At 62.2% G+C, this 24,406-nt stretch carries 20 protein-coding genes; 6 read left to right on the top strand and 14 right to left on the bottom strand.

Features of this window, described 5'->3' with window-relative positions; translation table 11 throughout:
* Positions 1–49 precede the first annotated feature (49 nt).
* Together dnaG and V6767_RS00845 are read right to left on the bottom strand one after the other, a co-directional pair.
* Complete coding sequence (dnaG, locus tag V6767_RS00840) at positions 50–2,035, bottom strand: DNA primase (RefSeq protein ID WP_448471682.1); 1,986 nt, start codon at positions 2,033–2,035, stop codon at positions 50–52.
* Positions 2,036–2,156: 121 nt separating this feature from the next.
* The gene (locus V6767_RS00845; protein ID WP_033410820.1) at positions 2,157–2,609 is read right to left on the bottom strand and encodes a GatB/YqeY domain-containing protein; all 453 of its coding nucleotides are present in this window, start codon (positions 2,607–2,609) and stop codon (positions 2,157–2,159) included.
* Positions 2,610–2,914: 305 nt separating this feature from the next.
* Here V6767_RS00845 and carA point away from each other — a divergent pair, with 305 nt between their 5' ends.
* Entirely contained in the window at positions 2,915–4,123 is a 1,209-nt protein-coding gene (gene carA / locus V6767_RS00850) for a glutamine-hydrolyzing carbamoyl-phosphate synthase small subunit (protein WP_448471683.1), read from the top strand.
* A gap of 241 nt (positions 4,124–4,364) precedes the next feature.
* On the opposite strand, the gene V6767_RS00855 is transcribed toward carA, so the two are convergent.
* From V6767_RS00855 to V6767_RS00900, 10 genes are all read right to left on the bottom strand, one after another.
* Positions 4,365–4,976 carry a VC0807 family protein gene (locus tag V6767_RS00855; protein ID WP_448471684.1) on the bottom strand — a complete coding sequence of 204 codons (612 nt, stop codon included), beginning with the start codon at positions 4,974–4,976 and terminating at the stop codon, positions 4,365–4,367.
* A gap of 27 nt (positions 4,977–5,003) precedes the next feature.
* Complete coding sequence (locus V6767_RS00860; RefSeq protein ID WP_448471685.1) at positions 5,004–6,125, bottom strand: calcium:proton antiporter; 1,122 nt, start codon at positions 6,123–6,125, stop codon at positions 5,004–5,006.
* A 163-nt stretch (positions 6,126–6,288) separates the two neighbouring features.
* Positions 6,289–6,681 carry a Fe-S cluster assembly scaffold SufA gene (gene sufA, locus V6767_RS00865; protein WP_448471686.1) on the bottom strand — a complete coding sequence of 131 codons (393 nt, stop codon included), beginning with the start codon at positions 6,679–6,681 and terminating at the stop codon, positions 6,289–6,291.
* Between the two features lie 355 nt (positions 6,682–7,036).
* Positions 7,037–7,411 carry an SUF system Fe-S cluster assembly protein gene (locus V6767_RS00870; protein WP_448471687.1) on the bottom strand — a complete coding sequence of 125 codons (375 nt, stop codon included), beginning with the start codon at positions 7,409–7,411 and terminating at the stop codon, positions 7,037–7,039.
* Positions 7,412–7,444: 33 nt separating this feature from the next.
* A complete protein-coding gene (locus tag V6767_RS00875; RefSeq protein WP_448471688.1) occupies positions 7,445–8,683 on the bottom strand; it encodes a cysteine desulfurase in 1,239 nt (412 codons plus the stop codon).
* Between the two features lie 43 nt (positions 8,684–8,726).
* The gene (gene sufD / locus V6767_RS00880) at positions 8,727–9,992 is read right to left on the bottom strand and encodes a Fe-S cluster assembly protein SufD (RefSeq protein WP_448471689.1); all 1,266 of its coding nucleotides are present in this window, start codon (positions 9,990–9,992) and stop codon (positions 8,727–8,729) included.
* A 15-nt stretch (positions 9,993–10,007) separates the two neighbouring features.
* Positions 10,008–10,763, bottom strand: coding sequence for a Fe-S cluster assembly ATPase SufC (gene sufC, locus V6767_RS00885; RefSeq protein WP_292056132.1), 756 nt, complete (start codon positions 10,761–10,763; stop codon positions 10,008–10,010).
* Positions 10,764–11,035: 272 nt separating this feature from the next.
* The gene (locus tag V6767_RS00890; RefSeq protein ID WP_448471690.1) at positions 11,036–11,377 is read right to left on the bottom strand and encodes a GIY-YIG nuclease family protein; all 342 of its coding nucleotides are present in this window, start codon (positions 11,375–11,377) and stop codon (positions 11,036–11,038) included.
* Between the two features lie 189 nt (positions 11,378–11,566).
* On the bottom strand, positions 11,567–13,054 hold the full coding sequence (sufB, locus tag V6767_RS00895; RefSeq protein ID WP_448471691.1) for a Fe-S cluster assembly protein SufB: 1,488 nt from the start codon (positions 13,052–13,054) through the stop codon (positions 11,567–11,569).
* Between the two features lie 124 nt (positions 13,055–13,178).
* Complete coding sequence (locus V6767_RS00900; protein ID WP_448471692.1) at positions 13,179–14,345, bottom strand: cysteine desulfurase family protein; 1,167 nt, start codon at positions 14,343–14,345, stop codon at positions 13,179–13,181.
* 220 nt (positions 14,346–14,565) lie between these two features.
* Between V6767_RS00900 and V6767_RS00905 the strand changes: the two genes are divergently transcribed.
* Together V6767_RS00905 and tyrS are read left to right on the top strand one after the other, a co-directional pair.
* Positions 14,566–15,243, top strand: coding sequence for an alpha/beta hydrolase (locus tag V6767_RS00905; RefSeq protein WP_230718853.1), 678 nt, complete (start codon positions 14,566–14,568; stop codon positions 15,241–15,243).
* Between the two features lie 34 nt (positions 15,244–15,277).
* On the top strand, positions 15,278–16,531 hold the full coding sequence (tyrS, locus tag V6767_RS00910; protein ID WP_448471693.1) for a tyrosine--tRNA ligase: 1,254 nt from the start codon (positions 15,278–15,280) through the stop codon (positions 16,529–16,531).
* Positions 16,532–16,827: 296 nt separating this feature from the next.
* Here tyrS and V6767_RS00915 read toward each other — a convergent pair whose 3' ends face one another.
* Positions 16,828–20,262 carry a YhdP family protein gene (locus V6767_RS00915; protein ID WP_448471694.1) on the bottom strand — a complete coding sequence of 1,145 codons (3,435 nt, stop codon included), beginning with the start codon at positions 20,260–20,262 and terminating at the stop codon, positions 16,828–16,830.
* A 166-nt stretch (positions 20,263–20,428) separates the two neighbouring features.
* Here V6767_RS00915 and bcp point away from each other — a divergent pair, with 166 nt between their 5' ends.
* A complete protein-coding gene (bcp, locus tag V6767_RS00920) occupies positions 20,429–20,896 on the top strand; it encodes a thioredoxin-dependent thiol peroxidase (RefSeq protein WP_448471695.1) in 468 nt (155 codons plus the stop codon).
* Between the two features lie 153 nt (positions 20,897–21,049).
* A complete protein-coding gene (locus V6767_RS00925; protein WP_448471696.1) occupies positions 21,050–22,456 on the top strand; it encodes a DEAD/DEAH box helicase in 1,407 nt (468 codons plus the stop codon).
* Between the two features lie 213 nt (positions 22,457–22,669).
* On the opposite strand, the gene V6767_RS00930 is transcribed toward V6767_RS00925, so the two are convergent.
* Positions 22,670–23,164: a flavin reductase gene (locus V6767_RS00930; RefSeq protein WP_448471697.1), complete on the bottom strand. Its 495-nt coding sequence runs from the start codon at positions 23,162–23,164 to the stop codon at positions 22,670–22,672.
* 147 nt (positions 23,165–23,311) lie between these two features.
* On the opposite strand from V6767_RS00930, the gene V6767_RS00935 reads away from it, so the two are divergent.
* Complete coding sequence (locus V6767_RS00935) at positions 23,312–24,403, top strand: branched-chain amino acid ABC transporter substrate-binding protein (protein ID WP_448471698.1); 1,092 nt, start codon at positions 23,312–23,314, stop codon at positions 24,401–24,403.
* Positions 24,404–24,406 lie beyond the last annotated feature (3 nt).

The raw sequence follows: 24,406 nt of genomic DNA on the forward strand, positions 1-24,406 counted from the left end.
CGAAAGGAATCGGTTCGGGCGCATCCCGGAATTGCTTTCCCGCAGCGCTTTATCCGCCCGCTCCGGATTTTCCGCCGCGTCCGGACATCAGGCCGAAACCGTCGATTTCGGCCTCCTGATTGTCGATGCGGGCGATTTCGTTTTGAACGGAAACCAGAGCCGGCATCAGTTCGGAAAGCAGCTCCGCATTGCCCTCCTCCGTCGCCTCGGCGATCTCGCGTTCCAGCTCGCTCTTGTGGCGGGCGAGCGAGCGTGCGCGGTTATGAAGCGCCAGCGCCTGGTGATAGACCTCGCGGACGTCCTCCAGCGCGGCGTCGGGTCCAGCGATCCAGTTGACATTGCGCCCGACATGGGCGGAAATCTGGTCGACGAGCCCTGCAAAGCCCGCTTCCTCCAGCCGCTGCCGCAGCTTTTCCCGTCCCATGTCGGGGCGCGAGGCTTCGGCGAGAAACGCCGGCCAGAACGCCCGCATCTCGGCCGCCTCGAAGGAGAGCGTCGAGATGCTGTCGAAATCCTCGCGCACCAGTTCGGGATGCGAGATCAGGCAGAACACGAGCTGGCATTCGCGAAAGGTGAGATTGGCGGTCGCCGGACGCAGGCTTGCGAGCGGGGACCGCGACAGGCGCTCGGACGCCGACAGAAGACCATTGCCGCGCGGCGCGTTGTACCGCCCGCCCGCTCTGGCGGCACCGGAAAAATTGCCCCGGCCGCCGACGAAATTCCCGCCGCCGCGCGAGCTTCCCCGGAACCGCTGGTAGAGCCGGTTGCGGAAGTCCTGCTGGTAATGCCGGCGCACGCTTTCGTCCGCAATCGTCGCCACCAGCGCGTTGACCCGCGCCTCGATCGCCGCGCGCCGCTCCGGCGTTTCGCCGGCTTCCGGCTGGCCGGCCTCGCGCTCGAACACGGTGTCGGCCAGCGGGCGGGCCTGGGCGATCACGGCGTCAAACGCCTGCCGGCCGCCCTCGCGCACCAGATCGTCCGGATCCTTGCCGCCGGGCAAGAGCGCGAATTTCAGCGAGTGGCCGGGTTTGAGCATTGGCAGCGCCAGACCGGCGGCGCGCTCGGCAGCGCGGATGCCCGCACCATCGCCGTCAAAGCAGAGCACCGGCTCGCTGGTCATGCGCCAGATCAGTTGCAACTGGTTTTCGGTCAGGGCCGTGCCAAGCGGCGCGACGGCGTTTTCGATGCCGGCCTGATGGAGCGCGATCACATCCATATAGCCTTCGACCGCAATGATCGTCTTCGCGCCTTCCGCGCCGGAAAGCGACCGGCGAGCGCGGGCGAAGTTGAAGAGCACATTGCCCTTGTGAAACAGCTCGGTTTCGTTGGAATTGAGATATTTCGCCGGCGCGTCCGGCCGCATCGCCCGGCCGCCAAAGGCGATCACCTGTTCGCGTGACGACAGGATCGGAAACATGATCCGGTCGCGGAAACGGTCATAGGAGACCGCGATATCCGGCCCGTGGACCACAAGCCCGCAGGCCTCGATCTCCTGCTTCTCGACGCCCTTGGAGGCAAGAAACTCCTTCAGCGCATTGCGGCTTTCCGGCGCGTAGCCGAGCCGGAACGTGTCGATCGTGCGCGCCGAAAGGCCGCGTTCGCGCAAGTAAGCCCGCGCCTTCGCCCCTGCCCCGGTCTGAAGCTGGTCCTGAAAGAAGCTCGCGGCAAGCTCCATGACGTCGATGAGCGTGCGGCGCTTTTCCTCGCGGCGTTCGGCCTGCGGGTCGCGCTCCGGCATCGCGACGCCCGCCATGTCGGCGACGCGCTGCACGGCTTCGGGAAAGCTCATGCCATCGAGATCGGTGAGGAAGCGGAAATGATCGCCGGAAACACCGCAGCCGAAACAGTGGTAGCGGCCCTTGCGGTCCTCGCAGTGGAAGCTCGGGGATTTTTCGCCGTGAAACGGGCAGCAGGCCCAGTAATCGCCGCGCCCGACATTGGTCTTCTTGCGATCCCACGTGACCCGCTGGCCGATCAATGCCGAGATCGGCACACGGTCGCGGATTTCATCGAGAAAGGATGGCGGAAAACGCATAAGGTCCTCGGGTGTGCCGGCAGGCCTGACAGCCTACAGGCCCCGCAACGGTTTAGCGGGCGCGGGGCGGTTTATCCCACATATCCACTGCGGATATCCACAGCAGTCAGACAAGACAAACCTATTTCAGCATGTCCTTGACCACGCCGGAGGCCTTGGAGAAGTCCATCTGGCCGGAATAGCGGTCCTTCAGCGTTTCGATGCACCTGCCCATGTCGCGCAGGCCCTGCGCGCCGGTCTCCTCGACCACGGAGGCGCAGACTTCGCGGATTTTATCCTCGGGCAACTGGGCGGGGAGGAATTCGCGGATGACCGCCATTTCCTGACGCTCCTGAGCGGCAAGGTCGGGCCGGCCCTTCTCTTCGTAGAGGCGGGAGGATTCCTTGCGCTGTTTCAGCATCTGGAACAGAATCCCGGCGATGTCGTCATCGCTGACGGGGTCCTTGCCATTGGCACGATGAGCCAGGTCGCGGTCCTTGATGGCCGCGTGAACCAGTCTCAATGTGCAGAAGCGTACCGGATCTTCCTCTTTCGAAGCGTCTTTTTGTGCAAGTGCGAGTTTATCGCGCAACATTCATTCACTCCTGGCAACGCCATCTTCAAGGTACCGCATCGACACATGCCGAATGGCGGCGGCGTTTACCGAATACCGGGGCTGCGATCAAATCAAATCTTCGGGCGCGTCATTTATTTTGAGCAGATGCCACAACTTTGCCGCAAGAGCAATTGACCCGCAAGCGCGGTTTCACTATTTTCCCGCAACCGCATCAAAAAGTGGCCTACCCGAACGCAGCTTGCCCGCGAACCCTTTGGCTCGGGCTCTAATATAGGATCGGGACAGGGCCCGTTCAATCGGCCCCGGCCGGCGACGAGCAAGGAATGATCATGACTGCCCCATGGACACAGGAAACGCCGACGGCCGCGCTGGTTCTGGCCGACGGTACGGTAATCTACGGCAAGGGCGTGGGCGCCACAGGCAGCGTCGAGGCGGAAGTCTGCTTCAACACCGCGCTGACCGGCTATCAGGAAATCCTGACCGACCCGTCCTATCTCGGACAGATCGTCACCTTCACCTTCCCCCATATCGGCAATATCGGCGCCAATGGCGAGGATATCGAAGACCTGGTGCCCGCCGCCCGCCGCGGCGCCGTCGGCGCGATCTTCAGGGCCGATATCACCGCGCCCTCCAACTACCGCTCGAGCGAAGACCTCGACGCCTGGCTGAAGAAGCGTGGCATTATCGGCCTTTCCGGCATCGACACCCGCGCGCTGACCGCCTGGATCCGCGAGCATGGTGCGCCCAATGCCGTGATCGCCCACGAGCCGTCCGGCAAGTTCGATCTCGACGCGCTGAAGGCAAAGGCCAAGGCCTGGGGCGGGCTTGAAGGGCTCGACCTCGCCATCGAGGCCACCTCCGGCCAGTCGTCGAAATGGGACGAAAAGCCGTGGGTGTGGAACGAAGGCTACGACACGCTCGCCGAAGCCGACGCCCGCTATCACATCGTCTGCATCGATTACGGCGTGAAGCGCAACATCCTGCGGCTGTTTGCCGGACTTGACTGCAAGGTCACGGTCGTGCCGGCCAAGACCTCGGCGGAACAGATCCTGGCGCTTTCGCCCGATGGCGTGTTCCTGTCGAATGGCCCCGGCGATCCGGCCGCGACAGGGGAATATGCCGTGCCGGTGATTCGCGAACTGATCGACAGCGGCCTGCCGATCTTCGGCATCTGCCTCGGTCACCAGATCCTCGCGATCGCGCTTGGCGGCAAGACGGTGAAGATGCATCAGGGCCATCACGGCGCCAATCATCCGGTGAAGGACTACACCACCGGCAAGGTCGAGATCGTGTCGATGAACCACGGCTTCGCGGTCGATTCGGCCTCGCTGCCGGAGGGCGTCGCGGAAACCCATGTGTCGCTGTTCGACGGCTCCAATTGCGGCATCGCACTCGCCGGCAAGCCGGTATTCTCCGTCCAGCACCACCCGGAAGCCTCCCCCGGCCCGCAGGACAGCCACTACCTCTTCCGCCGCTTCATCAATCTTGTGCGCGAGAAGAAGGGCGAGGCGCTCTTGGAAGAGCGCGCCTGAGGAACGCCGGCGCGCCGTTGCCGCTCAATTGGCCCCGTCAATTTACTGACAATCCTATCCTTTTTACGGACGTCATCCTCGGCCCTGTGCCGAGGATCTAACCACGGCTCCACACGAGCGGAGTTGGCGGAAAACCGTATCATCCGAGACGCTTCTCGCGTTGATATGTGCTTGGATACTCAGGACAGGCCCGAGCATGACGGCGGAGAGTGGGACGGGCTTTGGCAATACGCCGGGGCCCTCAACCGCCCCCGCCTTCACCGGCGGCGGAGGCAATCTCCTCGCCCTTGCGGCTGCCATAGCGCAGGCTCCAGGAGATCATCAGCGCGAACACCACGATCCACATCGCCTCCGAGACCACCAGGAAGATGTCGACCGGCAGCAGCGGGATGAGCAGCGCGCGCACCGTCGCCTCGCAGATCAGCACGACCGCCCAGGCGATCGTCATCCGGCGCATCAGCGCCCGGTAGGGCGGCGAGACTTCCCAGAGCCGGTTGCCGCTCGCGCGCTCCTCCCCGCCCTTTTCAGTCGCGAAGTAGAACACCAGCGGCCGCGGCATAAGCAGCGAGGCGGCGAACACCAGGCCGACGAAGCCGGTAATCAGCGAATTCTTCAAAAGCGCCAGATAGGCGCTGTTGAAATAGAGGCTGCCGACAAGCGAGGCGAGCGTCGCAGCCAGCGTGATCACGCTGATCGGAGCGAGCCTGCGGTTTCTGACATAGGTGATCAGGATCACCGCGATCGGGAAGATCGAGCCGATCGCCAGCGCATGGACGGTCGACAGGCCGAAGTGACGGGCGACCAGAAATGCCGCATAGGGCAGCACCGCGCCGAAGATGATGTCGTTTCGCATGCCCGCTCCTCAGTTGCCCCGCAGAGTTTAGAAATCGCCGTCGAAGATCAAGATAACGTAGGCGAAGAACACCGCCAGATGTACCACGCCCTGAAGCGAATTGGTGCGGGTGCCGACGAAGGTGACGATGCTGATCGCGAGCGACAGCGTCAACACCACGACACCCGCCGGCGACAGGCCAAGCTCGATCGGCAGGCCGACGAAATGCGCGGCGATCAGCACCGCCGGCACCGTCAAGCCGATCGTGGCGAGCGCCGAACCAAGGCAGATATTGACGGCGCGTTGAAGCTGGTTCTTGCGGGCGGCTTCCAGCGCTGCCAGCGCCTCCGGCGTCAGGATCATGATCGCCACGATGAAGCCGCCGAGCGCCACCGGCGCGCCGACCTGGGCAATGCCGAAATCGACATAGACGGCGAGCTTCTTCGACATCAGCACCAGCGGCAGCAGGGCCAGAAGCAGGCCCGCGGCATGAAAGCCGGCGCTCTTCGGCTGGAGATGGTGGTGATGGTCATCCGGAGCCTCGTCGCCATGGCGCGGCTGCTGGAAGCTCACCGGGTTCTGCACCGTCTGGAACAGCAGGAAAATGCCGTAGAGCACCAGCGAAATCACGATCTGGAACACGGTCTGCAGCGTCGACAACCCTCCGCCCGGCGCTGACGAGGTGAAGCTCGGAAGTATCAGGCTGGTGATCGCCACCGGCAAAAGCACGATCAGATAGGCATTGGCGCCGGAAAGGTTGAATACCTGCAACCCGTGCCGCAGCCCGCCGATGAGGAGGCTCAGCCCCACAAGCCCGTTCAGCACGATCATCAGCACCGAAAACATGGTGTCGCGCGCAAGCGTCGGCGCGTTGTCGCCGGTCAGCATCACCGCCGTGATCAGCGCCACCTCGATGCCGATCACCGAAAGCGTCAGGATCAGCGTGCCAAGCGGCTCCCCGAAGATCGCCGCCAGGCATTCGGCGTGGTGCACCACGCGAAACACCGCCATCAGCATGACCGCGAAGATCACGGCAAGCACCGCGAACGAGGCCATCGTGCCGAGATAGTCAGGCTTCAATGAAGCGCCCGCGAAGGTAAACAGCGCAAACGCGCACCAGATCAGCACAATCGGCCATTCGCGCCAGAGTGCATTCTTGTCTGATGTCACGGAAGCCTCGCAGGTGATGGATTGCGCCGGAAACGCGGCGCAATCAATTCACCATGTTAGGCCCGTACGCGCAAGGGCGTACACCTGCGATACAATCAAGGCTGAAGCTTTTCCCGGAAGCCTGTCTTGGTATATCCAAACAATTGACCGATCATCCTACCGGTCAATGCGCCGCGGCCTCGCGCGCCCGTGCCAGTTCGGCAAGATCGGCGGCCTTGAGTTCAACCGATTCGCCGCAACCGCAGGCCGAGGTTTCGTTGGGATTGCGGAACACGAAGCCGGTTCTGAGCTTGGTGACCTCGAAATCCATCTCGGTGCCCAGCAGATAGAGCGAGGCAGCGGGATCGACCCAGACCTTGGCGCCGGCATGTTCGACGGTGTCGTCGCCGGCCTTGGTATTGTCGCGCGTGACAAGGTCAACCGCATATTCGAAGCCGGCGCAGCCGCCCTTCTTGATCGATATGCGGATACCGAGCGCATCCGGTCCGGCATTGCCGGTGATTTCGTTGATGCGTGTCGCTGCCGCATCGGTGAGGGTGATGACCTGAAAGCCCATTTCATTCTCCATCAACATCCGGGTTCAAGGCCCGGCGTTCGAAGTGCATTGCATCAGCGCGCGAAGGCGGCGTCAATAGGCGCTCTGCGTGTCTAATCGAGCTGCCTGCCGAAGCCTTTCCTTCCATTCTGCGTCATCCTCGGGCTTGACCCGAGGATCTAATCCCGTCTCAATACGAGCGGAGTGCTGGGTCGCATTCTGCCTTGCCAGTCCACGCTCGAACAAACCCGCGCCTCATTCCCGGCCAGGTGGTTGGATCCTCGGGTCAAGCCCGAGGATGACGGCTGTGGGGTGGGACTGACGCGAGGGACAAAGTGCAACTGAGCAGGCGATGACCGCCTGCCCTCTTGTCGCGTCAATACCAGCCGACCGCCACCTTGGCCTCTTCCGACATCCGGTCCGGCGTCCATGGCGGATCAAATGTCATTTCAACCTCGACGCCGGAGACGCCTTCGACCGTGCCCACGGCATTTTCGACCCAGCCGGGCATTTCGCCGGCAACCGGGCAGCCGGGCGCGGTCAGCGTCATGTCGATCTTCACCACCCGGTCGTCATCGACATCGATCCTGTAGATCAGGCCTAGCTCGAAGATATCGGCCGGGATTTCCGGGTCGTAAACCGTCTTCAGCGCGGAGATGATGTCGTCGCTCAGCCGCGCCAGTTCTTCCGGGGGAATGGAAGAGGCAGTCGCGCCGGCCGTCTGGTCTTCAGTCTTTTCTTCGACACTCATGGCAATCCTCTTATCGGACCTTTCCGGCCCCTATCAGGCAAAGAATGTGCGCGCGTAATCCAGCGCTTCCACCAGCGCGTCCACTTCCGCGCGGGTATTGTACAGGCCGAACGAGGCCCTGCAGGTCGACGTGACCCCGAAACGCGCCAGAAGCGGCTGGGCGCAGTGGGTGCCGGCGCGAACGGCGACGCCGCGCCGGTCGATGATCGTCGAGATGTCATGGGCATGCACGCCTTCGATCGCGAAGGAGAAGATGCTGCCCTTCTTCGCGGCGTTGCCGATGACCCGCAGCGCATTGACATGGCCAAGCTGTTCACGCGCGTAAGCCGTCAGGTCCGCCTCGTGGGCTGCAATCGCCGCGCGCCCCACCCCTTGCATATAGTCAAGGGCAGCGCCCAGTCCAATAGCCTGGACGATCGGCGGCGTGCCGGCCTCGAAGCGATGCGGCGGTTCGGCATAGGTGACGCGGTCCTCGAACACATCGGCAATCATCTCGCCGCCGCCCTGGAACGGCCGCATCTCGGCGAGCCGGTCATATTTGCCGTAGAGCACCCCGATTCCGGACGGGCCGTAAAGCTTGTGGCCGGTCATCGCGTACCAGTCGCAATCGATATCGCGGACGTCGACCGGCAGGTGAACCGCGCCCTGTGAGCCATCGACCAGCACCGGAATATCGCGCTCATGGGCGATGCGGCAAACTTCCTTCACATCCACGATGGTGCCGAGCGCATTCGACATCTGCGTGATGGCGACGAGCTTGGTGCGCTCGGTCAGGCAGTTCTCGAAGTCCTCGATGTGGAATTCGCCGTCATCATCCACCGGAACCCAGACCAGCTTGACGCCCATGCGCTCGCGTAGGAAATGCCAGGGCACGATGTTGGAATGGTGCTCCATGATCGAGAGCACGATCTCGTCGCCCGCCTTCAGGTGCTCCATCGCCCAGCCATAGGCAACCGTATTGATCGCCTCGGTGGTGTTGCGGGTAAACACGATCTCGTTCACCGAACCGGCATTCAGGAAGGCGCGCACCTTCTCGCGCGCGGCCTCATAAGCATCGGTCGCGGCGTTGGAGAGGAAATGCAGGCCGCGATGCACATTGGCGTATTTATGGCCATAGGCATTCGCGATCGTGTTGATCACCACCTGCGGCTTCTGGGCGGAGGCGCCGTTGTCGAGATAGATCAGCGGCTTGTCGCCATGCACGGTGCGCGACAGGATCGGAAAATCCTGCCGGATCTTTTCGACGTCGTAGGTGGAAACCTTAGTGTCCATAATTGATGAACTCCATCAATGAACCGTCCGGAGCGCGGAGCCGTCACTCATGGCGATCGAGCCAATCCGCGATAATCGCCTCCACGGCTTCAGACAGCGCCTCGTGCTCCAGTTCCTCCACCACTTCGGCAACGAAGGCGTGGATGAGCAGCCCTTCGGCCACCTTGCGCGGAATGCCGCGCGCCATCAGGTAATAGAGGTGGTTCGGGTCGATATCCGTCACCGTCGCGCCATGGCCGCACTGCACGTCATCGGCGAAGATTTCCAGCTCCGGCTTGGCGTTGAACGAGCCGAAATCACTCATCAGCAGCGTGTTGCACGACATCTTGGCGTCGGTTTTCTGGGCATCGGGGGCGACCCGGATCAGGCCCTGGAACACGCCCTTGGCCTTGTCGAACACCACATTGCGGATGATCTCGGTCGAAGTGGTGTTGGGCACGTTATGGCCAAGGTCGAAGGTGATGTCGGTATGGGTGTCGCCGCCAAGCAGGTTGACGCCGCGCAGCATCAGGTCGGCGCCCTCGCCCACAACCGCGCAGTCGATCTCGTGGCGCACCAGCTTGCCGCCGGCATTCACGATCAGCAGCTTCAGCTTGGCGTTTTCGCCGAGTTCGATCTTCAGCTTGCCGAGATGGGTGTCGTCCGCGCCCTGGCTCTGCATCACCACATAGGTGATCTCGGCGTCCTTGCCGAGCGTCAGCGCCGAAAGATTGCTGACGAGCGCCGCAGCGCCTGCCGGCGCGACATGGCGTTCGATCACCATCCCGGTCACGCCCTCGGCAAAGTTCAGGCGGTTGCGGGTATGCACCTGCCCGCCGCCATGGACGGCCTGTAGCTCCAGCGGCGCATCGAAGGATTCGGCGATGTCGAGCACGTAGCCGTCGCTCACCAGCGCGCCGTTGATGCGGCCGATCGCGTCATCGGCATGGGACAGCGCGAAACGCACCGTCTTGTCGCCGCCTGAAAGCGCGTCGGAAACCTTGCTTCGCGCGACCCCATCGATAGCGGGTCCATCACCGGCGCGGCCCTGCACCAGCGGCAGAACGTCGCTGCCTTGCAACAGGGCCGGCAACGGGTTTACCGCCTCGCCGGCATCCTCGGGCACGGCGCGCAGCAGGTTGCGCAGGTCGGTATAGTGCCAGGCCTCGATCCGCCGGGTCGGCAGGCCGGATTTGCGCAGGTCGGCCGCCAGCCGGTCGCGCTCCATCGTGACATCGGCATTGCCGGGCAGCGAGCCGGACAGCCGACCGAAGGCGGCGACCAGCGCCTCCTCGGCGGCCGTCAGCGTTATTTTGTTTTGCACATTCATCACAACGCTCCCGCCTCAGGCCGCTTCGCCGATGATATCGGCATAGCCATTGGCTTCGAGTTCGTGCGCCAGTTCCTTGCCGCCGGTGCGGATGATCTGGCCCTTGTAGAGCACGTGAACCGTATCCGGCACGATGTAATCGAGCAGGCGCTGGTAGTGGGTGATGACCATGACCGAGCGATCCGGCGCGCGCAGCGCATTGACGCCATCGGCGACGATCTTCAGCGCGTCGATATCGAGGCCCGAATCGGTCTCGTCCATCACGCAGAGCTTCGGCTCCAGGAGCGCCATCTGCAGGATCTCCGCGCGCTTCTTCTCGCCGCCGGAAAAGCCGACATTCAGCGGTCGCTTCAGCATCTCGTAATCGATCTTCAGCTCGGCGGAGGCCTCGCGCACCTTGCGGATGAAGTCCGGCGTCGAAAGCTCTTCCTCGCCGCGCGCCTTGCGCTGCTCGTTGATCGCGACCTTCAGGAACTGCATGGTGGCGACGCCCGGGATTTCGACCGGATACTGGAACGCCAGGAACAGCCCCTTGGCGGCGCGCTCGGCGGCATCGAGCTCCAGAATGTTTTCGCCATTATAGAGCACCTCGCCCTCGGTGACCTCATAGTCTTCGCGGCCCGCGAGAATATAGGAGAGCGTCGACTTGCCCGACCCGTTCGGTCCCATGATCGCCGCCACTTCGCCGTCCTGGATTGTCAGGTTCAGCCCGCGAATGATCTCGGTGCCATCCTCGGCAATGCGTGCGTGCAGGTTCTTGATCTCAAGCATTTTTCGTTTCCTTCAGTCAGCGGCCGGCCGCGGTGTCTCTCGGGCCCTGTTATTTTCTCTGCGTCATCCTCGGGCTTGTCCCGAGGATCTAATCACATTTCCATACGAGCGGCGTGTCGGGTCGCATTCTGCCTTGCCAGTCCTCGCTCGAACAAACCCACGTCTCATTCCCGGCCCGGTGGTTGGATCCTCGGGACAAGCCCGAGGATGACGCCTTTGGGTGTGGCTGGTTTTGTCAAAGCCGACAGTGTCAGCTCAGCGACATCGCTCATTCAATTGTAGTCTCCATACTTCCGCATTCCCGGATGCGGCTTATATACATTCTCGATTTCATCGATCCGTTCGAACAAATCCAGCCAGTTCGGGTTCAGTTCCTCTACAAGCCTGATCTTCCATTCTCTCCGATAGCGCTTCAGGGATTTCTCCCTCTGGATTGCCAGAACGATGTTCGGGTGCAGCTCAAACCAGACCAGATTTTTCGCCCTGTACTTCGATGTAAACCCTTCGTTCCATTCGTTCCTGTGTTCCCAGACACGCCCATGGAGGTCGCTCGTAACGCCGGTATAGAGAACGCCGCGCGGCTTGTCCGACATCAGGTAAACATAGCCTGACATTGCGCACCCCCACCCTCTCGGTTCCGTCATCCTCGGGCTTGACCCGAGGATCTAATCACGTCTCCATACGAGCGGAGTGTCGGGCCATGCTCTATTTTGCCAGTTCTCGCTCGCACAAACCCACGCCCCAGTCGCTGCCCGGTGGTTGGATCCTCGGGTCATGCCCGAGGATGACGCCTGAGAGTGTGGCTAGCCGACGGAGCCTTCCAGCGAAATCCCGATCAGCTTCTGCGCCTCGACCGCAAACTCCATCGGCAATTCCTGGATCACCTCGCGCACGAAGCCGTTGACGATCAGCGCGATGGCCTCTTCCTCGGGAATGCCGCGCTGCATGCAGTAGAACAGCTGGTCCTCGGAAATCTTCGAGGTGGTGGCCTCGTGCTCGAAGCGGGCTGATGCATTGCCGGCCTCGATATAGGGCACGGTGTGGGCGCCGCACTTGTCGCCGATCAGCAGACTGTCGCACTGGGTGAAGTTGCGCGCGTTTTCCGCCTTGCGGTGGGCCGAGACCTGGCCGCGATAGGTGTTGTTGGAAACGCCCGCCGAAATGCCCTTGGAGATGATGCGGCTCGACGTGTTCTTGCCGAGATGGATCATCTTGGTGCCCGAATCGATCTGCTGATGACCGTTGGAGACCGCGATCGAATAGAACTCGCCGCGCGAATTGTCGCCGCGCAGCAGGCAGGACGGATATTTCCAGGTGATCGCCGAGCCGGTTTCGACCTGGGTCCACGAAATCTTGGAATTGTCGCCCCGGCAATCGCCGCGCTTGGTGACGAAGTTGTAGATGCCGCCCTTACCTTCCTTGTCGCCCGGAAACCAGTTCTGGACGGTGGAATACTTGATCTCGGCATCATCCAGCGCGATCAGCTCGACGACGGCCGCGTGAAGCTGGTTCTCGTCGCGCTGCGGCGCGGTGCAGCCCTCGAGATAGGAAACATACGAGCCTTCCTCGGCGATGATCAGCGTGCGCTCGAACTGGCCGGTGTTCTTCTCGTTGATGCGGAAATAAGTCGACAGTTCCATCGGGCAGCGAACGCCCTTCGGCACATAGACGAACGAGCCATCGGTAAAGACCGCGGCGTTCAAAGCGGCATAGTAGTTGTCGCCGCGCGGCACGACCGAGAACAGATATTTCTGAACCAGTTCCGGATATTCGCGGATCGCTTCCGAAATCGACATGAAGATCACGCCGGCCTTCGCAAGCTCCTTCTTGAAGGTCGTGACAACGGAAACCGAATCGAACACGGCATCAACGGCGACGCGGTTTTTCGGCTGGTGCTGCTTGTCCTCAACGCCCGCGAGGATTTCCTGCTCCTGCAGCGGAATGCCGAGCTTCTCATAGGTCTTGAGCAGCTCCGGATCGACCTCGTCCAGGGTCTTCGGACCGGTGAAGGATTTCGGCGCGGCGTAGTAGTAGATGTCGTTGAAATCGATCTTCGGGTAGCTGACGCGCGCCCAGCTCGGCTCTTCCATGGTGAGCCAGCGGCGATAGGCCTCCAGACGCCATTCCAGCATCCAGTCGGGCTCGTTCTTCTTGTGCGAGATGAAACGGATGATGTCCTCGGACAGGCCCTTGGGCGCCTTGTCCACCTCGATCATCGTCTCAAAACCGTATTTATACTGATCGACGTCGATCTCAGCGACCTGATCGACGGTCTCTTTTACGGCAACCATATTGTCACTCCACTCATAACCGGGTTCAAGGTCCGGCGGTTCGCATTCCCAAGCGGGTTCACCGCTCTATTTAATCAGACTGCGCGGCAATTACACCCCGCGCGGCCTGCGATTCGTCAATTTTTCAGGCCGCCTGTCCGGCCGCCCTGCGTCTTCCGGCGATTTTTCCGAAAGCCGAAATCGCCGCGTCGATATCCTGATCCGTGGTCGCCCAACCGAGCGAGATACGCAGGCCGCCGAGGCGCGGATCGCGCCTCATCGCCTTCAGCACCTGGCTTTCGCCAACCTTGCCGGAGGAGCAGGCCGAGCCGGCCGACAGTGCTATGCCCTCCAGATCGAAGGCGATCTGGCCGGTTTCCGCCTTCAGCCCCGGCAGGGTGAAGAACGCGGTGTTGGCAACCCGCGGCAAATCGGCCCCGTAAATCTCGACATCGCCAGCCGCCGCCCGCATGCCATCCTCCAGCCGGTCGCGCAGCGCCGCGATCCGCTGGTTCCGGGCCTCGATATCCTGCGCCGCATAAGCTGCGGCAGCGGCGAAGCCCAGAATGCCCGGAACGTTTTCCGTACCGGAATGATGACCCTTTTCCTGCCCGCCGCCGCGCACCAGCGGAGCCGGCATCAACGTCTCGCCGCGCGAAACCAGCGCGCCCACGCCCTTCGGCCCGCCAAGCTTGTGCGACGACAGAATCAGAAAATCGGCGTCCAGCGCCTCGATCGATACCGGGATTCGACCTGCTGCCTGCACCGCATCCACCACCAGAAGCCCGCCATGCTGATGCACGATCTTGGCTGCGGCTTCGACCGGCTGGATCATGCCGGTCTCGTTATTAACCAGCATGACCGCCGCCATCGGCAGGCCGAGGCTCTTGTCATGGGCGGAAAGCATGGCATCGAGCGCGTCGAGATCGACCACGCCGGAGGGCAGAACCGGGATTTCATGACGCCGCTCGGCGGAGAACCGTCCGCCTTCGAACACGGCCGGATGCTCGATCGCCGAGACATAAAGCGCGCCGAGCGTCACAGCCCTGCGCCCCATGCGGAAATCGGGCGTCAGCACCAGATTCGCCGCTTCGGTGGCGCCGGCGAGGAACGTGGCATGCGCGGGGTCCGCCCCCACAAGCGCCGCCACCTGACGCCGCGCCGCCTCGACGCGCGCCCTGACGGTCCGCCCCTCGCGGTGCACGGAGGAGGCGTTGCCGCAAAGATCAAGACCGTCCAGCACCGCTTCACGCACTTCGGGCAGAAGCGGCGCGGTGGCATTCCAGTCGAGATAGATCCGGTTGGTGCTCATGTTCTTTCTTTTGGCGGCCCTGTTTACACGGGCAAAACAGCCCGGCAACGCATTTTCCTTGAAATTGACTGCCCGCTTGCCCTATTTGGACCGCAGAACAGAAGACCTCTTTCTTTCGAACAATTCTAAACTGGTTTTAGAAAAGATGACCCTATTAGTCAAGTCAAACGGGTCGCTGCAAGCCGGTTGGAGTGTTTGAGCCGAAATTTCCGGAGAACAAATGCCCGAAGTGATTTTCAACGGTCCGGCCGGTCGCCTTGAAGGCCGTTACCAGCCGTCCAAGGAAAAGAATGCACCGATCGCGATCGTACTGCATCCCCACCCCCGCTTCGGCGGCACGATGAACAATCCGATCGTCTACGAACTGTTCTACATGTTCCAGAAGCGCGGCTTCACGACGCTCAGGTTCAATTTCCGCGGCATCGGCCGCAGCCAGGGCGAGTTCGATCACGGCTCGGGCGAATTGTCGGATGCGGCGGCCGCACTCGACTGGGTGCAGGGCCTGCATCCCGATTCGAAGACCTGCTGGGTCGCCGGATATTCCTTCGGCTCCTGGATCGGTATGCAGCTTCTGATGCGCCGGCCGGAGATCGAGGGCTTCATGTCGATCGCGCCGCAGCCCAACATCTACGATTTCTCGTTCCTCGCCCCCTGCCCCTCCTCCGGCCTGATCATCCACGGCGACGCCGACAAGGTGGCTCCGCAGCGCGACGTCAACGGGCTGGTGGAAAAGCTGAAGACCCAGAAAGGCATCCTGATCACTCAGAAGACGGTGGCCGGCGCCAACCACTTCTTCTCCGGCAAGAATGACGAGTTGCTCGCCGAATGCGAGGACTACCTCGACCGCCGCCTCGACGGCGAACTGGTGCCGGAGCCGGCGCCGAAGCGGATCAGGTAGTTACCACTTACAGCGAAAATACAAGCAGATAGCCATGTCGAAGTACAAGTCTGAATTCCTGCACACGCTTTTTGAGCGCGGTTTCATTCATCAGATTTCCGATGAGACCGGGCTTGATGACCTTCTTTCGAAGGAGCGGGTGACGGCCTATATCGGCTTTGATCCGACGGCGCCTTCACTGCATGCCGGCTCGCTGATCCAGATCATGATGCTGCACTGGTTGCAGAAGACCGGCCACCGGCCGATCTCGCTGATGGGCGGCGGCACCGGTATGGTCGGCGACCCCTCGTTCAAGGACGAGGCCCGCAAGCTGATGACCCTCGACATGATCGAGGACAATATCAACTCGATCCAGCGCGTCTTTGCCAATTACATGGATTACGACGCCGGCGAGAAATCCGCGCTGATGATCAACAATGGCGAATGGCTGCGCGGGCTCAACTATCTCGAATTCCTCCGCGATGTCGGCCGCCATTTCTCGGTCAACCGGATGCTGTCCTTCGAGAGCGTCAAGATGCGCATCGACCGCGAGCAATCGCTGTCCTTCCTCGAATTCAACTACATGATCCTCCAGGCCTATGATTTCGTCGAGCTTTGCAAGCGCTATGACTGCCGGCTGCAGATGGGCGGATCGGACCAGTGGGGCAATATCGTCAACGGCATCGATCTCGGCCACCGCATGGATTGCCCGCAGCTCTACGCGCTGACCTCGCCGCTCCTGACGACGGCATCGGGCGCCAAGATGGGCAAGTCGGCCAATGGCGCGATCTGGCTGAACCCGGACATGCTCTCTGCTTATGATTTCTGGCAGTACTGGCGCAACACCGAGGATGCCGATGTTGGCCGTTTCCTGAAGCTCTACACCACGCTGCCGATGGATGAGGTTACTCGCCTTGCAGCGCTTGGCGGTTCGGAGATCAACGAGGTCAAGAAGATCCTCGCGACCGAAGTGACCGCCATGTTGCATGGCCGCGCTGCCGCCGAGGAAGCCGCCGAGACCGCCCGCAAGACCTTCGAGGAAGGCGCGCTCGCCGAAAACCTGCCGACGGTCGAGGTGGCGAAGGCCGAACTCGACAATGGCATCGGCATTCTGACCCTTATGGTCCAGGCCGGTCTCGCCGGCTCCAACGGCGAGGCCCGCCGCCATATCAAGGGCGGCGCGGTGAAGCTGAACGACAAGGCCGTCTCCGACGAACGTCTCTCGGTCGGCGCCGATGCGCTGTCGCAGGAAGGCGTGGCCAAGCTATCGGTGGGCAAGAAGAAGCACATTCTGGTGCGGCCGGTGTGACAAAGGGCTGCGGTGTCGGCGTCCTGCGGTCGCCCTACTCGCCTCTTGCTCTAAGGCCGGGTGTCGGACACAGCCCTGCAGCTTGCTCCCAATACTCTCTCCCGCTGGCGGGAGAGATGCCCCGAAAGGGGCAGTGAGGGTGGTGCAGCATATCAACTCGTGAGGGCGTTCGCGGTGATAGTCTCCCCCCTCACTGTCGCTTTCGCGACATCTCTCCCCTCCGGGGCGAGAAGACTGGGGGGCTATGCGGATACTCCCCTGAACGTGATCATCACGACAAGCCGCGAAGCCTCACATCACTGAAACTCGAAGATCTTGCGGAACACGCCGGGCGCGATGGCGGAGAGCGGGTTGACGATCAGCTCCGGCTTTTCGGTCTTGCCGGTGAGACGGAAGGTGATGCCGAACAGGCCCTTGTCGTTGCCATTGCCGAGCAGCGGGCCGAAGATCGGGATTTCCGCGAAGATCCGGTTGAGGCCGTAGGCGGGCATGAAGGTGCCGGTCATGTCGATATTGCCGGCGGCATCGCGCACCACGCCCTTGATGGTCGCGCCCACCTGGTCGCCGCGCACGAAGGCGTCTGACACCCGCAGCACGCCGTTGGAGATATCGATCACCGCCTGGGCGCGCTGGAAGCGCTGGTCGGTCTCGTTGATCTGGTTCTTGTAGGCGGCGTTCAGGCTCTTGCCATTGGCGGCGACCGGGTCCGACAGGATTTTCTTGAGCTGCTCGTCCTTGATCAGACGGAAATCCGTCAGCGTTGCCATTCCCTGCCAGCCGGCATCGGTCTCGATCATGTCGAGATTGAGCGAACCGCCGGTCATCTTCTGATAGATGCCGAGAAAACGCAGCAGCGCGCCGGCGCCGCTGGTCTTGAGCGACACCGACTGCCGGTCGCCGTCTGGCGCCACGGTCAGCGCCATCGGCTGTGACGAGGCGGTGGTCGCCTTCAGCGTGGCATCCGCCATCTTGCCCGCGCGAACCTTGATGTCGCCATTGACGCCGGAAAGCTGACGGTCGTTTTCTCCGGAAACCCGGGCGATATCGAAATGCACATCGACATTGCCGCCGCCGCTTCCCCCGCCGCCGATCGAACCGCCATTGCCGCTTTTGACGAGCTGGTCGAGCAACGGCTTGGCTGAGAAGGACCGGCCGGTCAGCGTCACGTCGAGCCCGCTCGCGCCGCGCTGCATGCCGATATTGACGCTGTCGCCGGGCGAGATCGCCACATCGGTCAGCGTCGCGGCCAGAAGGCCCTCCTTGTCGAGCGTGACCCGCCCCCTGGCGCCAAGCCCGCTACCCGTCAGGTGCAGATCGTTGAGCGTCGTCACGCCGTTTTCGCCGGGCGTGAGCGTGAAGGACAGCGTGGCGGGCACGCCCGCCGGCTTCTGCCAGCCGATGAAGGGCAAAGACAGGGTCGTCTGCTGCAGGTCGACCGCGATGATATTGCCCTCATCGCCGCCTTCGACCGTGACGGAAACCGGGCCGCTGACATAGTCGTCAAGGCCGGGCGCAAGCTGGTTGCGCTGGGCATCGCTCAGATTGCCGGCGAGCCACAGCACCGACTGAGCATCCTCGCCATCCGCGCCCGGCTTGCCGAGCGGCATGCTCCATTGCACGTCAAGCGGTATGCCGTCAGCACTGCCCTTGCCTTCGTAGGAAATCCGGCTGGGCACGATCTCGACCAGTCCGTTGAGGCCGCTGACCTGACGGCCGCTGATCGGCGTGGCGATCGCGCCATCCGTGATATCGGCCACGACATGCCAGTCCGGATCAAAGGCGACGTCACGATCGAGGGGGAAGCTCGCCCTGAGATTGACCTCGGTGTTTCCGGAAAACTGGTCGGAGGTGAAATCCGTCGATTTCAGCGCGTTGATCGGCGGCGCCTCGGCGAGCTTCACCAGATCGCGCACTTCGCCGGCGAGCATGATGTCGACAGCCCCGGTCAGCGGCTTGGAATAGGTGTCGGCGATCGCGAAGGTTCCCTCCTTCAGCTTCACCGTGCGGGATTTGGCAACGCTGAGCGAGCCGTCCCTGATCTCGACATCGACCCGGCCGCCATTGATCGCGACGCGGGCGTCGCTGCGCTCGACATCGGGCATCTGGTCGCTGAGCGTGATCCTTGTGTCATCGATATCGAAGGCGACCTTCATCTCGGTCTCGTCGAGCTGAACCGGAATGCCCGGTCCCTCGATCCGCCCGGCAGAGAGATAGATGGCGATATCGCCATTGGTGACCACACCGCCATGGAGATTGCGGCTGACCCATTCGCGCGGCTTCCGAGCGATCCAGAACGGCCAAAGCTGCTTGACCGCCTCGGTATCCATCCGCTCGATCCGCGCGCCGAAGCTCAGTTCCGGGCTGGCGTCGCCGAACACCGCCTTGAACGAGGCCGCCATCATGCCCTGCGGAGAACTGATCGAAATATCGTCGAGCAGCAGACGCGGGATCGAGGCGCGGTATTCCCCGGTGAACTTGGCATCGAAGATCAGCGGCGGCAGGCCCGGCTCGCGCGACTTAAACCGGCCCCCGCGCACCAGCACGTCCAGCGCATAGCCATCCGTGGCATCGGGCTGATAGCGGTCGAGATCGATGATCCCGGCGGTGAAGGGAAACTGACTGCCGTCGAACTCGAACGAGGAATCGCTGATTTCGATCGATTTCTTGGTGGTATCGTAGATCAGGTTCAGATTGGCGTCATTGAAGGGCCGCGCGATCGAATCCGCGATGAAGCGGCCGGCGCCGACATCGATCTGCGCGGCGACCGCCGGCTCGCCGTCAACGCGCGCCCGCTCGAGCGAAAGCACGAGGTCGGCTGTCCCCTCAAGGCCCAGCATCGGTTCGCCGTCTTCCTTCGTCCTCAGCAGGAACGGCGTCAGAACCAGGTTGGAAACCTCGGCCTGCAGGCTTTGTGTGCGGCCGTCCTGCTCCACCGATTCGGCAGAAAACGCGGCCGCCGTTCCGTCCAGCAGCACCTCGCCATCGACCCGGAGTATGCCGTCGGCCAGAAGGTTGAGATTGATCTCGCGGATATCGACATTGACGGATTTTCCGGGCGAGGCGCTGCCGACCGGGAACACGATATCGCTCAGATAGATCGAGCGAGTATCGGCGGCGGTGAGAATGCCGCGGGCGAAATCGGTATGGGTGAACATCTGCTCCACCAGAACCGGCAGGCTGTCGACCCGGTGCTCGGTGAGGCGGAAGGTCCCGGTGGAAGGCAGCGCCGCGGAATCAACCGCGATGTCATCGACGGACACGGAGTTGACGGTCACCTGGCCGCCGGCGAGCTTGATCGGGTCCACGGCGAAATCCATGGTTCCGATCGACGCGATCTGCTTTTCGCCCGGGCCGAGCAGCGTGACGCCGCGCACGCTGAGCTTCAGGTCAAGATCGCCGCCGAGCCTCAACCGCGCGGTCTCGATGCGGGCGTGATAGCCGTCCGGCATCGCCGCAGCGATCTGCTCATTGGCCTTGGCGGCCAGGAACCGGTCCAGCGATCCGCTTTCGATAACATAATAGACGATGAGGAGAAGACCGCCGGCGAACAGTCCGAAAAACGCCAGGAAACGAAAGCAGTGACGGGTGAAGCTGCGATGCTTCGACGCGCGCACGATCATCGGCTCATGCGCCTGGGCGGACGGCAGCTTGTGGAGCGAAACATTTTCGCCGCGGCCGAAACGGGTGCGTTCGCCTCTGATCAGGGAATCTTTTTGCTTGCTGTCGTCCAAAGCCGCTCCGTAAGCGTATAAACTGCGCTGAAACAGGTCTGCCCGGCGCGAATCTCTGAAGGCATATTCACGACGAAGCGCATCGCTGGCAAGCGCGCAACCCTCCATCCGGTCGCCATTTATGCCGACCTGTGCTTGAACGCTAAATGAACAAAGGAGTGAGAATTTGACCGAACTGAAAGAAGGCGACAAAGCCCCCGATTTTTCCCTTCCCGTTTCCGAGGAAGAGACGTTCGCGCTGGCGGACGCCAAGGGCAAGAACCTGGTGCTTTACTTCTATCCCAAGGACGACACCAAGGGCTGCACCGTCGAAGCAATTGCGTTCACCGCCCTTGCGGAAGCCTTTGAAAAGGCAAACACAATTGTTCTGGGCGTTTCGCCCGACGGGCTCAAGAGCCACGCGAAGTTCGCCAAGAAACACGACCTTTCCGTTCTGCTCGGCGCTGACGAGGACCACGCGGTGGCCGAGGCCTATGGCGTGTGGAAGGAAAAGAGCATGTATGGCAAGACCTATATGGGGATTGAGCGCTCGACCTTCCTGATTGCGCCGGACGGCACGCTCAAGCGCATCTGGCGCAAGGTGAAGGCGGACGGCCATGCCGAAGCGGTGCTTGAGGCCGTCAACGGCGGGTAACCGACGAAAAAGGGCATTTCATTGCGCTGAAATGCCCTTGATCGCCCGGTTTTCTTGACTCTCGGGCCGTTTGCGACTATCCCGCCCCTCGTACGCATGACGATGGTGAAAGCGCCGTCGAATTTGTCACGAAAACACGGAACCCGTTTTCCTTTGACCTCATTTTCCGATCTTGGGCTCAGTCCCAAAGTACTCTCCGCTGTAACCGAGGCCGGCTACAGCGAACCCACGCCCATCCAGGCGGGCGCCATTCCGCATGCTCTGGAGCGCCGCGATGTTTGCGGTATCGCCCAGACCGGCACCGGGAAGACCGCTTCCTTCGTGCTGCCGATGCTGACGCTTCTGGAGCGCGGCCGGGCGCGGGCGCGCATGCCGCGCACGCTGATTCTCGAGCCGACCCGCGAACTCGCGGCCCAGGTCGCCGAGAATTTCGATAAATACGGCAAGAACCACAAGCTCAATGTCGCGCTGCTGATTGGCGGCGTTTCCTTCGAGGAGCAGAACCGCAAGCTTGAACGCGGCGCCGATGTGCTGATCTGCACGCCCGGCCGCCTGCTCGACCACACCGAGCGCGGCAAGCTCCTGATGACCGGCGTCGAAATCCTCGTCATCGACGAGGCCGACCGCATGCTCGACATGGGCTTCATTCCCGATATCGAGCGGATCGCCAAGCTTATTCCGTTCACGCGCCAGACTCTGTTCTTCTCGGCGACGATGCCGCCGGAGATCCAGAAGCTCGCCGACCGGTTCCTGCAGAATCCGGCCCGCGTCGAAGTCGCGCCGCCCTCCTCCACCGCGGCCACCGTCGAGCAGAAGCTCGTCGCCACCGGCGGCAAGGACTATGAGAAGCGCGCGTCGCTACGCGCCATCATCGACAAGCAGGACGATCTGAAGAACGCGATCATCTTCTGCAACCGCAAGAAGTCGGTCGCCGATCTTTTACGCTCGCTGCAGCGCCACGAATATCCCTGCGGCGCGCTCCATGGCGACATGGACCAACATTCGCGCACGACGATCCTGCAGAATTTCCGTGACGGCAAATTGCCGCTGCTGGTGGCCTCCGATGTCGCCGCCCGCGGCCTCGACATTCCCGATGTCAGCCACGTCTTCAATTACGACGTGCCGATCCATGCCGAGGACTATGTCCACCGCATCGGCCGCACCGGTCGCGCCGGGCGCAAGGGCGCGGCCTTCACGCTGGTTGCTCCCAAGGACGCCAAGTTCGTCGATGCCATCGAAAAGCTGATCGATCGCAAGATCGAGTATCTCGACGGCGATCTCGGCACGGTCGCGGCTGAAGACGAGGGCGAAAAGCCCGCCGCGCGCACCCGCAAGGGCAAGTCGCGCAAGCAGGACAACAAGCCCGCCGAGGAAAAGGCAGAGGCTGCACGTCCCCCCGAGGCGGCGAAACCTGCGCCGGTCGAAAAGCCGGCCCCGTCGAAGAAGCCCGCCAATGACGATCGCCGGCGCTCGCGCCGCCGCGACCGCGACGACGACCAGACGCCTGTCGGCTTCGGTGACGAAATCCCGGCCTTCATGCTGGTCGCCGCCAAGGCCTGACGTCGGAACTATTCCTTGAATATGATGAGAGCCGCATCTCCTTCAGGAGGTGCGGCTCTCATCATATGCCTGATATGCCGTCAAAAAACCGTCAGTAAGCTTGCCTTTACAGAAATACATACAGATAAAAATCTCTCAATATTCATTTGGTATACGCATTATATACTACAAATGCGCATTATCGGTCAATTATATTTTCGAGAAGCTCGCACTTCACGACAAGTAGTGGTAACCGCGCCTGTAGTATAGCAAGGCTTCGCCGGGCGCGCTCATCTTCACGCCGACGACCTCGCCGATCAGGATCCAGTGCGTCGTCATCGCCTTCGCTTCCACAAGTTTGCAATCGAAGCTGGCCAGCGCATCGGCCAGAACCGGCGCGCCGCTTGCCTCGACCTCCCACTCGGCCATGGCGAACCGTTCCTCGGCCGAAAGCCCGGTGAAGCCGGCGAAGGCATCGGCGAGCGGGCGATGATGGGCGGCAAGCGTATTGAGCGCGAAATTGCCGCTTTCCTCGAATATCGCATTGTGCTCGTTCAGGCGATTGACGCAGGCGAGCACCGTCGGCGGCGCGTCGGATACCGAGCAGGCGGCGGTCGCCGTCACGCCGCGCATCACACCGCCATGGGCGGTGGTCACGATCTGAACATGGCCGGCATAATGGGCCATTGCGTCGCGGTAGTGTTTGGAAAACTGCGGATCATCATGCATGGGAAATGCCGCGCTTATGCGTGGAAAAGACTGTCAAGGAACCATCCCTCTAATACTCAGTTGCGGTACTTACGGCGTTGCCCCTGCATCTGGCAAGGGTTATGACAGGGTTCATTGCGGCAAGTTTTGAGAAGAGGACGCGCGATCATGAGATCCATTCACGCCTGTCTCCTTGGCCTCGCCATCACCGGGCTCGCCGCCGCTCCTTCCCTTGCGGCCGAGAGCCTGAAGATCGGCGTTGTCGCGCCGGTGAGCGGAGACTACGCCATTCTCGGCGAGCAGACGCTTGATGGCGCGAACCTTGCCGCCAGAAACCAGGACATAGAGCTCACTCCGGTCGATGAAAGCTGCGAGGATGGCAGCGGCGCGGATATCGGCCGCACGCTTGCCGATGCCGGCGTCGATATCGCCATCGGCTTTTTCTGCTCCGAGACCGTGCGCGGGGCCATGCCGATGCTCAGGGATTCCGGCATTCCGGCGATCACCCTTTCCGCCCGTTCGATGCCGCTGATGGCGACCGCGCTGAAGGAAGGCTGGCCGCTGTTCCGCATGGCGCCCAATGATCAGGACGAGACCGACGCGATCGTCGATTTCATCATGGGCGAATGGATCGACCAGCCGGTCGCCCTGCTCGATGACGGAACCATCTATTTCCGCGAGATGGTCAATGCCGTGCGCAACGCGCTGGAGGAGCGCGGGCTGCAGCCCGTTCTCGTCGATACGTTCCGCCCGGCGCAGGAACAGCAATTGTCGCTGGTGCGCCGCCTCTCCCAGGCCGGCGCAACCCATGTTTTCATCGGCGGCACGCGCGGCGATGTCGCCATCGTGGCGCGCGATGCGCTGAAGCAGGGCGTCGATCTCACCATCCTCGGCACGGAGGCGCTCAGCGCAAGGGAAACCGATGTGCCGCTCGAACCCGGCGTTCTGGCGATCGGAATTCCCGAATATGGCGAACTCCCCCCTGCCGCCGAGCTCGTGGATCTTGCCGCAAGTGAGGGCATCATCCCGGAAGGCTATGTCGTGCCCGCCGCAAGCGCGGTCGATGTTGCCGCCCAGGCAATGGCGGCGGCGGATGGCGATGCCGCCCGGCTCGCCGCTATGCTTGCCACCGGTGAATTCGACACCGCGCTCGGCCCGGTTTCCTTCACCGATCGCCACGAACTGGCAGACAATCCGTATTTTCTTTTGCGCTGGCAGGGTAATCAGTTCGTGCCGGTTTTCGATTCGGCCCGCCAGTAATAC

Source organism: Martelella sp. FLE1502 (genome assembly GCF_053484255.1).

Excerpts from the sequence above, each read along its gene's own strand:
- V6767_RS00890 (WP_448471690.1), bottom strand. The coding sequence starts at position 11,377 with ATGTCAGGCTATGTTTACCTGATGTCGGACAAGCCGCGCGGCGTTCTC.
- V6767_RS00930 (WP_448471697.1), bottom strand. The coding sequence starts at position 23,164 with ATGCATGATGATCCGCAGTTTTCCAAACACTACCGCGACGCAATGGCC.
- sufD (WP_448471689.1), bottom strand. The coding sequence starts at position 9,992 with ATGAATGTGCAAAACAAAATAACGCTGACGGCCGCCGAGGAGGCGCTG.
- V6767_RS00875 (WP_448471688.1), bottom strand. The coding sequence starts at position 8,683 with ATGGACACTAAGGTTTCCACCTACGACGTCGAAAAGATCCGGCAGGAT.
- V6767_RS00845 (WP_033410820.1), bottom strand. The coding sequence starts at position 2,609 with ATGTTGCGCGATAAACTCGCACTTGCACAAAAAGACGCTTCGAAAGAG.
- sufB (WP_448471691.1), bottom strand. The coding sequence starts at position 13,054 with ATGGTTGCCGTAAAAGAGACCGTCGATCAGGTCGCTGAGATCGACGTC.
- V6767_RS00900 (WP_448471692.1), bottom strand. The coding sequence starts at position 14,345 with ATGAGCACCAACCGGATCTATCTCGACTGGAATGCCACCGCGCCGCTT.
- V6767_RS00905 (WP_230718853.1), top strand. The coding sequence starts at position 14,566 with ATGCCCGAAGTGATTTTCAACGGTCCGGCCGGTCGCCTTGAAGGCCGT.
- V6767_RS00855 (WP_448471684.1), bottom strand. The coding sequence starts at position 4,976 with ATGCGAAACGACATCATCTTCGGCGCGGTGCTGCCCTATGCGGCATTT.
- carA (WP_448471683.1), top strand. The coding sequence starts at position 2,915 with ATGATCATGACTGCCCCATGGACACAGGAAACGCCGACGGCCGCGCTG.
- tyrS (WP_448471693.1), top strand. The coding sequence starts at position 15,278 with ATGTCGAAGTACAAGTCTGAATTCCTGCACACGCTTTTTGAGCGCGGT.
- sufA (WP_448471686.1), bottom strand. The coding sequence starts at position 6,681 with ATGGGCTTTCAGGTCATCACCCTCACCGATGCGGCAGCGACACGCATC.
- dnaG (WP_448471682.1), bottom strand. The coding sequence starts at position 2,035 with ATGCGTTTTCCGCCATCCTTTCTCGATGAAATCCGCGACCGTGTGCCG.
- V6767_RS00935 (WP_448471698.1), top strand. The coding sequence starts at position 23,312 with ATGAGATCCATTCACGCCTGTCTCCTTGGCCTCGCCATCACCGGGCTC.
- sufC (WP_292056132.1), bottom strand. The coding sequence starts at position 10,763 with ATGCTTGAGATCAAGAACCTGCACGCACGCATTGCCGAGGATGGCACC.
- V6767_RS00870 (WP_448471687.1), bottom strand. The coding sequence starts at position 7,411 with ATGAGTGTCGAAGAAAAGACTGAAGACCAGACGGCCGGCGCGACTGCC.